The sequence below is a fragment of the Streptomyces corallincola genome (genome assembly GCF_019104725.1).
GTDB classification, from domain to species: domain Bacteria; phylum Actinomycetota; class Actinomycetes; order Streptomycetales; family Streptomycetaceae; genus Streptomyces; species Streptomyces corallincola.
The window spans coordinates 52,257-64,327 of record NZ_JAHRXF010000033.1 but is presented as its reverse complement, the minus strand read 5'-3'; the positions used below and the strand labels follow the sequence as shown (position 1 = coordinate 64,327).

The 12,071-nt window shown below is 73.9% G+C and carries 11 protein-coding genes, 1 rRNA gene and 1 pseudogene; 11 read left to right on the top strand and 2 right to left on the bottom strand.

Annotated elements, in window-relative coordinates:
* Positions 1-81: 81 nt before the first annotated feature.
* From rrf to KUM39_RS28275, 3 genes and pseudogenes are all read left to right on the top strand, one after another.
* Positions 82-198, top strand: a 5S ribosomal RNA gene (rrf, locus tag KUM39_RS19920).
* Positions 199-296: 98 nt separating this feature from the next.
* Positions 297-1,163 (top strand): annotated as a pseudogene (locus KUM39_RS28280) (hypothetical protein); the annotation flags it as partial.
* 69 nt (positions 1,164-1,232) lie between these two features.
* Positions 1,233-2,129 carry a hypothetical protein gene (locus tag KUM39_RS28275; RefSeq protein WP_246620444.1) on the top strand — a complete coding sequence of 299 codons (897 nt, stop codon included), beginning with the start codon at positions 1,233-1,235 and terminating at the stop codon, positions 2,127-2,129.
* A gap of 98 nt (positions 2,130-2,227) precedes the next feature.
* Here the strand turns inward: KUM39_RS28275 and KUM39_RS19910 are convergent, their stop codons facing one another.
* Entirely contained in the window at positions 2,228-3,520 is a 1,293-nt protein-coding gene (locus tag KUM39_RS19910) for a DUF1015 domain-containing protein (RefSeq protein WP_217787087.1), read from the bottom strand.
* Between the two features lie 72 nt (positions 3,521-3,592).
* Here KUM39_RS19910 and KUM39_RS19905 point away from each other — a divergent pair, with 72 nt between their 5' ends.
* The 4 genes from KUM39_RS19905 (at position 3,593) to KUM39_RS19890 (ending at position 7,668) form a co-directional block, all read left to right on the top strand.
* Positions 3,593-4,621: an HAD hydrolase-like protein gene (locus KUM39_RS19905; protein ID WP_217787086.1), complete on the top strand. Its 1,029-nt coding sequence runs from the start codon at positions 3,593-3,595 to the stop codon at positions 4,619-4,621.
* A gap of 91 nt (positions 4,622-4,712) precedes the next feature.
* Positions 4,713-5,756 (top strand): FecCD family ABC transporter permease, encoded by a 1,044-nt coding sequence (locus KUM39_RS19900; RefSeq protein WP_217787085.1) that lies wholly within the window; start codon positions 4,713-4,715, stop codon positions 5,754-5,756.
* Positions 5,757-5,785: 29 nt separating this feature from the next.
* Complete coding sequence (locus KUM39_RS19895; protein ID WP_217787093.1) at positions 5,786-6,799, top strand: FecCD family ABC transporter permease; 1,014 nt, start codon at positions 5,786-5,788, stop codon at positions 6,797-6,799.
* Between the two features lie 35 nt (positions 6,800-6,834).
* Positions 6,835-7,668 carry an ABC transporter ATP-binding protein gene (locus KUM39_RS19890; RefSeq protein WP_308288182.1) on the top strand — a complete coding sequence of 278 codons (834 nt, stop codon included), beginning with the start codon at positions 6,835-6,837 and terminating at the stop codon, positions 7,666-7,668.
* Between the two features lie 39 nt (positions 7,669-7,707).
* Here the strand turns inward: KUM39_RS19890 and KUM39_RS19885 are convergent, their stop codons facing one another.
* Positions 7,708-8,055: an SCP2 sterol-binding domain-containing protein gene (locus KUM39_RS19885; protein WP_217787083.1), complete on the bottom strand. Its 348-nt coding sequence runs from the start codon at positions 8,053-8,055 to the stop codon at positions 7,708-7,710.
* Between the two features lie 42 nt (positions 8,056-8,097).
* Between KUM39_RS19885 and KUM39_RS19880 the strand changes: the two genes are divergently transcribed.
* The 4 genes from KUM39_RS19880 (at position 8,098) to recN (ending at position 12,067) form a co-directional block, all read left to right on the top strand.
* On the top strand, positions 8,098-8,418 hold the full coding sequence (locus tag KUM39_RS19880) for a hypothetical protein (RefSeq protein ID WP_217787082.1): 321 nt from the start codon (positions 8,098-8,100) through the stop codon (positions 8,416-8,418).
* Between the two features lie 7 nt (positions 8,419-8,425).
* Positions 8,426-9,241, top strand: a complete 816-nt coding sequence (locus KUM39_RS19875) for a TlyA family RNA methyltransferase (RefSeq protein WP_217787081.1) — start codon at positions 8,426-8,428, stop codon at positions 9,239-9,241.
* Positions 9,238-10,233 (top strand): NAD kinase, encoded by a 996-nt coding sequence (locus tag KUM39_RS19870; protein WP_246620430.1) that lies wholly within the window; start codon positions 9,238-9,240, stop codon positions 10,231-10,233. Before KUM39_RS19875 ends, KUM39_RS19870 begins: the two co-directional genes overlap by 4 nt.
* A 91-nt stretch (positions 10,234-10,324) precedes the next feature.
* Positions 10,325-12,067, top strand: a complete 1,743-nt coding sequence (gene recN / locus KUM39_RS19865) for a DNA repair protein RecN (RefSeq protein WP_217787080.1) — start codon at positions 10,325-10,327, stop codon at positions 12,065-12,067.
* Positions 12,068-12,071: the final 4 nt, after the last annotated feature.

The window sequence follows — 12,071 nt, the reverse complement described above, 5'->3', positions numbered from 1 at the left end:
AAGTTCTGAGGCAACGAACAGTTGCCGGTTTGAGCTTGATACAAGTAAAAAGTGTGCTTGTTCGCTCGAAACCATTAGGGTTTCGGTGGTCATAGCGTAAGGGAAACGCCCGGTTACATTTCGAACCCGGAAGCTAAGCCTTACAGCGCCGATGGTACTGCAGGGGGGACCCTGTGGGAGAGTAGGACGCCGCCGAACAATCTTTGGAAAGGACCCCTGGTCCCAGCGTTCACGCTGGGACCAGGGGTCCTTTCGTATTTACCAAGCTTGAAGTAGTACCGAAGACAGGAGTCACCATGCCCACCAACTCTCCCGACGACCGACCGGAACGCGACCAGCGCCGACGGGACAGTGGTGACCGCGGCGATCGTGGCGGCTACCGCGGTGGAGACCGTAGCGGCGACCGTGGTGGCTTCCGCCGTGACGACAACCGCCGTGACGATCGCGGCGGTTACGGCCGCCGCGACGACAACCGTGCCGGCAGCGGCAGCGGCGGCGGCAACTACGGCGACCGCGGCGGGTTCCGCCGGGACGACCGTCGTACCGATGACCGCCGTGATGATCGCCGTGGCGATGACCGTGGTGGCTTCCGCCGTGATGACAACCGTGGTGGCAGCAGTAACTACGGCGGTGACCGTGGTGGGTTCCGGCGTGATGACCGGGGTTCGCGGCCCTCGTTCCAGCAGCGGGACGACCGGGACCGTGGTCCCCGTCGTGACGACCGTGACCGTGGCGAGCGCAGTGGCGGCGGCTTCCGACGCGACGACCGCCCGGCCTTCCGCCGCGACGACCGCCGTGACGACAACCGGCGCGACGACAACCGTGGCGGCAGCAGCAACTACGGCGGCGACCGTGGCGGCTTCCGCCGCGATGACAACCGTGGTGGTGGCTACGGCGACCGTCGTAACGACGACCGTGGCGGGTTCCGCCGCGACGACCGCCGTAGCGATGACCGCCGTGACGACCGGCGTGGCGATGACCGTGGTGGCTTCCGTCGTGACGACAACCGGCGTGACGACAACCGCAGTGGTGGCGGCTACGGCGGTGACCGTGGCGGGTTCCGGCGTGATGACCGGGACCGTGGGCCTCGGCGGGACGACCGTGGTGGGCGGCCCGGTGGGTTCCGTGGGCGGGACGACCGGCGCGACGACCGCCGAGGCGGGGACGACCGGCGCGGGGGTGGCGGCCGGTTCCGTGACGAGCGGGACCGGGACCGGGAGCCGATCAAGCGGCTGCCGATCCCCGAGGACGTCACCGGCGAGGAGATCGACAAGGACGTACGCCAGGAGCTGCTGAGCCTGCCGAAGACCCTGGCCGACGATGTCGCCCGCAACCTGGTGATGGTCGCCCGGCTGATCGACGAGGACCCCGAGGGTGCCTACGGCTACTCCAGGGTCGCGCTGCGGCTGGCCTCGCGTGTGGCCGCCGTGCGGGAGGCCGCAGGTTTCGCGGCGTACGCCAACCAGAAGTACAGCGAGGCGCTGGCGGAGTTCCGGGCCGCGCGGCGGATGACCGGTTCCGTGGAGCTGTGGCCGGTGATGGCCGACTGCGAGCGCGGGCTCGGCCGCCCGGAGAAGGCGCTGGACATGGCCGGTGCGCCCGAGGTGCAGAAGCTGGACAAGGCGTCGCAGGTCGAGATGCGGCTCGTCGCGGCGGGTGCCCGGCGTGACATGGACCAGCTCGACGCGGCCATCGTGACGCTCCAGAGCCCGGAGCTGGCCTCCAACTCGGTGCAGCCGTGGACCGCGCGACTGCGGTACGCGTACGCCGATGCGCTGCTGGCCGCCGAGCGGAAGGCCGAGGCGCGCGAGTGGTTCGCCAAGGCCGTCGAGGCCGACCGTGACGGCAGCACCGACGCCTCCGACCGGCTCGCGGAGCTGGACGGCGTCGAGTTCGTGGACGCCCTGGACGAGGAGGACGGCGCCGCCGCCAAGCCGCAGGACGCCGAGGCCCCGGACACCCAGGTCCGGGACGCCGAGGACGACACCGAGGCCGCCGACGAGGCGGACGAGGACATCGCGGACGAGGACGACGACCTCGACGCCGAGGACGTCCCCGCAGAAGCCGAGGCCGAGGCTGAGACCGGGGCCGACGACGAGCGCGACGCGCGCGACGGCCGCAAGGACTGACGCGGGCGGCTGAGCATCCGTACGGCTCGGCGCGGTGAAGAAGGGCGGGACCACCGAGGTCCCGCCCTTCTCGCGTTTCCGGGCGCTCTCGGGCGCTCTCAGTTCTCCAGTGCGCGCAGCACCAGCCCCGACGCCGGCTTGGGGCCGAACGACGTGGACTTGCGGGGCATGGTGACGCCCTGGCGGGCCAGGTCGCGGACGACCTCCTCGCGGACGGGGTGCAGCAGGACCGCCGTACCGCCGTCGCGTTCCGCCTTGGCGACCGTCGCCGCCGTGTCGTGGATGTACGCGATGCGGTCGGCGGAGTCCTCCGGGACGTGCCAGATGTGGGCCAGCAGCGTGGCGTGCAGGACCGTGGCGTCCAGGGAGCGCCAGGCGGCAGGGCGGTCCACCGGGACCGTACGGGCCAGCAGGTCGGTGTCCGGGCGGTCCACCAGGTGGAAGGAGCCGTCACCGGCGAGCAGGAAGGCGTTGCCGTCGCCCGCCGCGTCTGCGAGCGCCTGCTGTGCCTTGGCGAGCGGCAGGTCCAGGTGCCGTACCCGGAACAGGCCCTCCAGGGCGGTCAGCGCGTCGCGGACCGGGAGGCCGTGCAGGAGCCGGTGGATGGCGCGGACGCGCAGCGGATAGCGGGAGGTGTCCACCAGCAGGACCAGGCCCTGGTCCCAGGGGCTGGGGGAGGGGTGTTCGTCGCGGAGCTGCCGGTAGGTGGCCCAGCGGTGGTGGCCGTCGGCGATGAGTGCTTGATGCCCGCCCAGGTCGGTCTGGACACGGGTCACGTCGTCGGGGTCGGTGATCGCCCACAGGCGGTGCCGGACCCCGTCCTCGGTGGTGGTGGCCAGCAGCGGCGGGCGGGCGGCGGTGCGCTCGACGACCTCGGCGGCGAGCCCGTTGCCGTGGTAGGTCAGCAGTAGGGGTTCCAGGTTGGCGCGGGTGGCGCGCATCAGGGCCGCGCGGTCCGCGATCACCGGGGCCATGACGTCCTCGTGGGGGAGGACGACGCCCTCGTGCGGGTCGGACACGCGCAGGTTGCCGATGACGCCGCGCTGGACCATGCAGTCCGCGGTCTTGTCGTCCCGCTGCTCGTAGACGTAGAGCGCGGGTTCGGGGTCGCGGACCAGGACGCCCTCGGCGCGCCAGAGGCGGAGCGTGTCGGCCGCCTGCTGGTTGCGCGCGGCCGGGCAGTCGGCCTGCGGGAGGATCAGCCGGACGATGTTGTGGGGGTCGGCCGACTGGAGGTGGTGCAGGCCGTCGGGGCGGACCACCACGTCGTAGGGAGGGGAGGTGACGGAGGCCAGGCTGCCGACCCGGTCGGGGTCGTATCTGAGGCCGCGGAACGGAGTCAGTTCCAGGCCCCGGTGCGCCGTTGCTCCCGAGTGACCTGCAGTGTTCATCCCGGCATCGTACGTGTGTCGGTGCCATGAGGGATGATCGAGCAAAGCCGTTCGAGCGAGGAGCGATGCGAGATGAGCCAGGGCGTCAGGACGCGGCCCGAGGGCAGCGGGCAGCCGCTGAGCGAGGCGTACGACACGGCGCTGCTCGATCTGGACGGTGTGGTGTACGCGGGTGGCAACGCCATCGCGCACGCCGTCGGGTCGCTGGAGCGGGCGCGGGGCGGCGGGATGCGTCTCGCCTACGTCACGAACAACGCGCTGCGGACGCCGGACACGGTCGCTCAGCATCTCACCGAGCTGGGCATACCGACCGGGCCCGATGACGTGATCACCTCGGCGCAGGCGGTCGCGCGGCTGATCAGCGAGCAGGTGCCGGAGGGCGCGCGGGTGCTGGTGGTCGGCGGCGAGGGGCTGCGGGTGGCGCTGCGCGAGCGCGGACTGACCCCGGTGGAGTCGGCGGACGACGACCCGGCGGCCGTGGTGCAGGGCTTCGGCGGGCCCGAGCTGTCCTGGGGGCGGTTCGCGGAGGCGTCGTACGCGGTGGCGCGCGGTGTGCCGTGGTTCGCGTCCAACACGGATCTGACGATCCCGAGCGGGCGGGGCATCGCGCCCGGCAACGGGGCGGCCGTGGAGGTCGTACGCATCGCCACCGGCGCGGAGCCGCAGGTGGCGGGGAAGCCGCTGCCTCCCATGCACCGGGAGACGATCCTGCGCACCGGTGCTGAGCGGCCCCTGGTGGTCGGGGACCGGCTGGACACCGACATCGAGGGCGCGTTCAACGGCGAGGTGGACTCGCTGCTGGTGCTGACCGGCGTCACCGACGGCGCCCAGCTGCTCGCCGCCCCGCCGCGGCACCGGCCGACCTATGTGGACGCCGATCTGCGCGGCCTGCTGACCGGGCAGCCGGAGGTCACCGGGGACGGCGACGGGTTCCGCTGCGGGGGCTGGCGGGCGCGTGCCGGTGCGGACGCGCTGGAGCTGGCCGGGGACGGCGAGCCGCTCGACGGGCTGCGGGCGCTGTGCGCTGCGGCCTGGACGGCGGCCGGGGACGGGACGTGCGGGCTGGACGGGGGGAAGGCGCTGGCGCGGCTGGGGCTGTGAGGGGCTTCCCCGGGGCGGGGCCCGGTGGCGGGTTCCCGCTCGTCCGGGGTCGGGACTCGGGGCAACAGGTAGGTAGGTTAGCCTCACCTACGTGCTAGTTGAGAGTCCTCCGGATCGGCGCGCGGCGACCGCCCCGGCGTCCCGAGGCCGCAGGGCGGTGCGTGCCTTCGGGCTTCCGCTCTCGGTCGCGGTGCTGGTGGTCGTGGCGCTGGTGAGCATCGCGGTCGGTGCCAAGGGGCTGTCGCCGGACCAGGTCTGGCACGGCCTCTTCCACGACACCGGGACCTACGGGGACGTGGTGGTGGGCGAGCGGCGGGCGCGTACGGTCCTCGGGCTGCTGGCCGGGGCCGCGCTGGGTCTGTCCGGCACGGTGCTCCAGGCGCTCACCCGGAACCCCCTCGCGGATCCCGGTCTGCTCGGCATCAACGCGGGGGCATCGGCGGCCGTCGTCACGGCCATCACCTTCCTCGGCGTCACCAGCATCACCGGCTATGTGTGGTTCGCGTTCGCCGGGGCGGCGGCGGTGGGCGCGCTGGTCTGGTTCCTGGGCGGCAGCCGGGGCGCCACGCCGGTACGGCTCGCGCTCGCGGGCACGGCGATCAGCGCGGCGCTGTACGGCTACATCCAGGCCGTGATGATCATGGACGACGCGGCGCTCGGGAGGATGCGGTTCTGGACGGTCGGTTCGCTGGCCTCCGCGAGCGACGGCACCATCGTGCGCGTCCTGCCGTTCCTGGCCGCCGGGACCCTGCTCGCGCTGGGCCTGGCCCGGCCGCTGAACGCGGTGGCGCTCGGCGACGACACCGCGCGGGCCCTCGGCGCCCACCTCAACCGCACGCGCGCGCTCGCCATGCTGGCCGCCACCGTGCTCTCCGGGGCGGCCACCGCGGCCTGCGGTCCGATCGTGTTCGTCGGGCTGATGGTCCCGTACGCCGTGCGTTCCTTCACCGGGCCCGACCTGCGCCGGGTCATGCCGTACGCGGCCGTGCTGTCGCCGGTGCTGCTGCTCGGCGCGGACATCGTCGGCCGGGTCGCCGCCCGCCCCTCGGAACTCCAGGTGGGGATCGTGACCGCGATCATCGGCGGCCCGGTCTTCATCCATCTCGTACGACGGCGGAGGACGGCCCGGCTGTGAAGACTCCCACCGAGAGCCGGGCCGTGCGGATGCCCGGCGGGCTGTCGCTGCGGCTGGACGTGCGCGCGCTGGCCGTGGCCGTCCTGCTGGCCGCCGCCGCGCTGGCCGCCGGGGTGCTGCTGGTCGGCACCGGGGACGCGAAGATCGCGCCCGCCGACGTGCTCCGCACCCTCGCCGGGAACGGCACGGCCTACCAGAACTTCATCGTGGACGAACTGCGGCTGCCCCGCGTCCTGGTCGGACTGCTGGTCGGGGCGGCGCTGGGGCTCGGCGGCGCGCTGTTCCAGGCGGTGTCCCGCAATCCGCTGGGCAGCCCGGACGTGCTCGGGCTGTCCCAGGGTTCGGCGGCGGGCGCCCTCGTGGTGATCGTCCTGCTGTCGGGCAGCGCCGCCCAGGTCACCGCGGGCGCGCTGGCCGGAGGGCTGGTCACCGGGGCGCTGATTCATCTGCTGGCCTGGCGGCAGGGCGTGCACGGCTACCGGCTGGTCCTTGTCGGCATCGGGATCTCCGCGATCCTCACCGCCGTCAACGGCTATCTGCTCACCAAGGCCGACCTGGTGGACGCGGCCCGCGCGGTGGTCTGGATGACGGGGTCGCTCAACGGGCGGGACTGGACCCAGGTGTGGCCGCTGCTGGGGCTGTGCGTGGTCGTCGTACCGGTGGTGCTCGGGCACGCGCGGGCGCTGCGGATGATGGAGATGGGCGACGACGCGGCGAGCGCGCTCGGGGTGCCGGTGCAGCGGACGCGGCTGGTGCTGATGACCGCCGCCGTGCTGCTCACGGCCGCCGCGACCGCCGCCGCCGGACCGGTGAGCTTCGTCGCGCTCACCGCGCCGCAGCTCGCCCGGCGGCTGACCCGCTCGCCCGGACCCAATCTGCTGCCCTCGCTGTGCATGGGCGCCCTGCTGCTGGTCGCCGCCGACTGGGCCTCGCAACGGGCCTTCGGTGCCGACCAGTTGCCGGTGGGCGTGGTCACCGGTGTGCTCGGCGGGGCGTATCTGCTGTGGCTGCTGGTCACCGAGCGCCGGGCGGGGCGCATATGAACACACCGGGCACGCCGTACATCCCAGGGAGCACCGTGAACCGTCTGTCCGCCGAGCACGTCACCCTCGCCTACGACCAGCGGGTCATCGCGGAGGAGTTGTCGGTGGAGATACCCGACCACTCGTTCACGGTGATCGTCGGTCCGAACGCGTGCGGCAAATCGACGCTGCTGCGGGCGCTGGCGCGGATGCTGCGGCCGAGCACCGGGCGGGTGCTGCTGGACGGGCAGGCGATCCACTCCCTGCCCGCCAGGAAGGTCGCGCGGACCCTCGGCCTGCTGCCCCAGTCGTCGGTCGCGCCCGACGGGATCTCCGTGGGCGACCTCGTCGGCCGGGGCCGCTACCCGCACCAGGGCCTGCTGCGCCAGTGGTCCGCCGAGGACGAGCGGATCGTCCGGGAGGCCATGACCCGGACCGGTGTCGCCGACCTCGCGGACCGGTACGTGGACGAGCTGTCCGGCGGCCAGCGCCAGCGGGTGTGGATCGCCATGACCCTCGCCCAGCAGACCCCGCTGCTGCTTCTGGACGAGCCGACCACCTACCTGGACATCCAGCACCAGATCGACGTCCTCGACCTCTGTGCCGAGCTGCACGAGTCCGGCGGGCGCACCCTGGTCGCCGTGCTGCACGACCTCAACCACGCGGCCCGGTACGCCACCCACCTCGTCGCCCTGCGCGACGGCCGGGTGGTCGCGGAGGGCGCCCCGGCGGACATCGTCACCGCCGAGCTGGTCGAGGAGGTGTTCGGGCTGCGCTGCCAGGTCATCGAGGACCCGGCGACCGGGACCCCGCTGGTGGTGCCCGCCTCACGGGCGGCACGGGCCGGGCGGGGGCGAGCGGCCGGGGTGTCGGGTACGGGCGTCTCCTGAGCGGTCGGGCCAGGTCCGCCGGGATGCGCGCGAGGTGACTCACAGCAGTTTCCGCAGCCGGAACAGGTCCAGCAGGCTCGCCTCCAGCCGGACCCGCCCCGACGCCCACGCGGCCGCGAAGTCCAGCCCGCCGGACACCAGGGCCACGAGGTCGTCGCCGGTCAGGGCCAGGCGGATCTGCGCGCGCTCGCCCGGCGGGCCCGGCAGGGTGTCGTCCACCTCGATCCGGCCGCCGGTGAGCCGCCCCGCGAACGTGGTGTCCAGGTCGGTGAGGTGACAGCTCACGGTGCGGTCCAGCGCGGCGGCGGCGCGTACGTCGCCCCCGGCGCCCCGCATGTTCTCGGACAGTTTCTCCAGCGCCGTACGGCACTCCGCGACGGTGGCCATGAGGCACGACGGTACCCGAGGCGTTCGCGGTAGCGTCTGGGCATGAGCGAGTCCGTGCCAGAACCCGAGGTCCGGGCGGTGGGAGCCCCCGCCGGGCCGCCCGCCCCCGAGGCCGCCGACGCCCGCCGGGAGACCGGGGACGGCCCCGCCGCCCCGGCCCCGCTCCAGGTGCCCCGCACGCCCACCGGCGAGCCCGGCGTGGACGCCCACCTGGAGCGGCTGGCCGACGCCGACCACCTCGCCACCGACGGACACGCCGAGGTGTACGAGGATGTACACCGGGGGCTGCGCGACGCGCTCACCGCGCTCGACGCCCGGCCGGGACCTCCGGCGCCCCCCACTTCGTACGGGAACAGGAGCTGAACCGAACGTGGCAGGAGTCGCACGCCGCCGTCTCGACGCGGAGCTGGTCCGGCGCAAGCTCGCGCGCTCGCGCGAGCACGCCGGACAGCTGATCGCCGCCGGCCGGGTCACCGTCGGCAAGGCCGTGGCGACCAAACCGGCCACCCAGGTCGAGACCGCCGCCGCGATCGTCGTACGCGCCGACGAGAACGACCCCGACTACGTCTCGCGGGGCGGGCACAAGCTCGCCGGGGCGCTCGCCGCGTTCGTACCGCGGGGACTGGTCGTCGAGGGGCGCCGCGCGCTGGACGCCGGTGCCTCCACCGGCGGCTTCACCGACGTCCTGCTGCGCGCCGGGGCCGCGCACGTCGTCGCCGTGGACGTCGGCTACGGCCAGCTCGCCTGGTCCCTGCAGAACGATGAACGCGTCACCGTCAAGGACCGTACGAACGTACGCGAGTTGACGCTGGACGCGATCGACGGAGAAGCTGTGGATCTTGTGGTGGGCGATCTGTCCTTCATCCCGCTCGGGCTGGTGCTGCCCGCCCTGAAGCGGTGCGTGAAGCCGGACGCCGATCTGGTGATGATGGTCAAGCCGCAGTTCGAGGTGGGCCGGGAACGGCTGGGCAGCGGCGGGGTCGTACGGAGTCCGGAGCTGCGCGCGGAGGCCGTGCGGGGGGTGGCCGCGAGGGCCTGGGAGCTGGGGCTGGGGACGCGGGCCGTCACCGCGAGCCCGCTGCCGGGGCCCTCCGGCAACGTGGAGTTCTTCCTGTGGCTGCGGTCCGGCGCCCCCGAGCTGGACCCGGCCGACGCGGACCGGGCAGTGGCGGAGGGGCCGAAATGACGGCGGTGACCGAGAACAGCGCGGGAGGGACCGGGAAGAGCGCGAGAACGGTCTTCCTGCTCGCCCACACCGGGCGGCACGCGGCGATCCGCAGCGCCGAGCTGGTCGTCAAGGGCCTGCTGCGCTCCGGGATCGGTGTGCGGGTGCTGGAGGCGGAGGCCTGCGACCTGCCCGTGCCGGACGAGGTCGAGCTGGTCGAGGAGGCCGGTCCGCACTCCCTGGACGGCTGCGAGCTGCTGATCGTCCTCGGCGGTGACGGCACGCTGCTGCGCGGCGCCGAGTTCGCCCGCGCCTCCGGGGTGCCGATGCTCGGCGTCAACCTCGGCCGGGTCGGGTTCCTCGCGGAGGCCGAGCGGGACGACCTGGACCGGGTGGTGGACCGGGTGGTGGCCCGGTCGTACGAGGTCGAGGAGCGGATGACCGTCGATGTGGTCGTGCACCGCAACGGCGACATCGTGCACACCGACTGGGCGCTGAACGAGGCCGCCGTGCAGAAGGACGGCGCCGAGAAGATGCTCGAAGTCGTCCTGGAGATCGACGGGCGGCCGGTCACCGCGTTCGGCTGCGACGGCATCGTGCTGTCCACGCCGACCGGCTCCACCGCGTACGCCTTCTCCGCGGGCGGGCCGGTGGTGTGGCCCGAGGTGGAGGCGCTGCTCATGGTGCCGATCAGCGCGCACGCCCTGTTCGCCAAGCCGCTGATCACCTCACCGGACTCGGTGCTCGCCGTGGAGGTGCTGCCGCACATCCCGCCCGGCGTGCTGTGGTGCGACGGACGGCGGACCGTCGAACTCCCGCCCGGCGCGCGCGTCGAGGTCCGGCGCGGTGCCGTCCCGGTCCGCCTCGCCCGGCTGCACCACTCGTCGTTCACCGACCGGCTGGTCGCCAAGTTCGCGCTGCCCACGCACGGCTGGCGCGGGGCACCCCACCAGGACCCGCACGGGGACGCGCGGAGCGACCCGCACGGCGACCCGCAGGGCGTCGGCCGGTAGTCCGGCGCCCCGGTGCCGTCAGGGCCCGTACCACCGCCACCCGCCGGGGTGACACGGGCGGGCCATGTGCGTTCCCCGGCCCGGACCTCGTATGGTCTGTTCCGTGTTGGAGGAGATGCGGATACGGTCGCTCGGGGTCATCGACGACGCCGTGGTCGAACTGGCGCCGGGGTTCACGGCGGTCACCGGTGAGACCGGCGCGGGCAAGACGATGGTGGTCACCAGCCTCGGGCTGCTGCTCGGCGGCCGGGCCGACCCGGCCCTCGTACGGATCGGCGCGGGCAAGGCGGTGGTCGAGGGGCGCATCGCCGTGCCCTCCGGGGCCGCCGCCGCGCTGCGCGCCGAGGAGGCGGGCGCCGAGCTGGACGACGGCGCCCTGCTGATCAGCCGTACCGTTTCCGCCGAGGGCCGCTCCCGCGCCCACCTCGGCGGACGCAGCGTGCCCGTCGGGCTGCTCGCCGAGCTGGCCGACGACCTCGTGGCCGTGCACGGCCAGACCGACCAGCAGGGCCTGCTCAAGCTGACCCGGCAGCGGCAGGCGCTCGACCGGTACGCCGGGGACGCGGTCGCCGTGCCGCTCGACAAGTACGCCTCCGCCTACCGCAGGCTGCGCGCGGTCTCCGACGAGCTGGACGAGATCCTCACCCGTGGCCGCGAGCGCGCCCAGGAGGCCGACCTGCTGCGGTACGGCCTGGACGAGATCTCCGCCGTCGAACCCCGCGCCGGTGAGGACATGGAGCTGGCCGAGGAGGCCGAGCGGCTCGGGCACGCCGAGGCGCTGTCCTCCTCCGCCGTCGCCGCCCACGCGGCCCTCGCCGGTAACCCCGAGGACCCCGAGGGCATCGACGCCGCCACCCAGGTCGCGGGCGCGCACCGGGCGCTGGAGTCGGTCCGCTCGCACGACCAGGCGCTGGCCGCGCTCTCCGACCGGATCGGGGAGATCGGCATCCTGCTCGGGGACGTCGCCGGGGAACTCGCCGGGTACGCCGACGACCTCGACGCCGACCCGCTGCGGCTGGCCGCCGTGGAGGAGCGCCGGGCCGCGCTGACCGCGCTCACCCGCAAGTACGGCGACGACGTGGCCGGGGTGCTCGCCTGGGCCGAGACGAGCGCCGCCCGGCTCACCGAGCTGGACGGCGACGACGAGCGCACCGGGGAGCTGACCGCCGAGCGGGACGCGCTCCGCGCCGAACTGGGCGGGCTCGCGCAGGCCCTCACCGACGCCCGCGCCGAGGCCGCCGAACGGTTCGCCGCCGCCGTCACCGCCGAGCTGGCCTCGCTGGCCATGCCGCACGCACGGGTCTCCTTCGACATCCGGCAGACCGAGGACCCCGAGGGCGTCGAGGTCGGCGGGCGCACGGTCGCCTACGGGCCCTCCGGCGCGGACGAGGTCGAGCTGCTGCTCGCCCCGCATCCCGGCGCGCCGCCCCGGCCCATCGCCAAGGGCGCCTCCGGCGGCGAGCTGTCCCGGGTGATGCTCGCCGTGGAGGTCGTCTTCGCGGGCACCGACCCCGTCCCGACGTACCTCTTCGACGAGGTGGACGCGGGCGTCGGCGGCAAGGCGGCCGTCGAGATCGGCCGCCGCCTCGCCAAGCTCGCCCGCACCGCCCAGGTCGTCGTCGTCACCCACCTCCCGCAGGTCGCCGCCTTCGCCGACCGCCAGCTCCTCGTAGAGAAGACCAACGACGGCTCCGTCACCCGGTCCGGCGTGAAGGTCCTGGAGGGCGAGGAACGCGTCCGCGAACTGTCCCGCATGCTGGCGGGCCAGGAGGACTCCGAAACGGCGCGGGCACACGCGGAGGAACTGCTGGCGGCGGCACGGGAGGACGGGTAGCGGT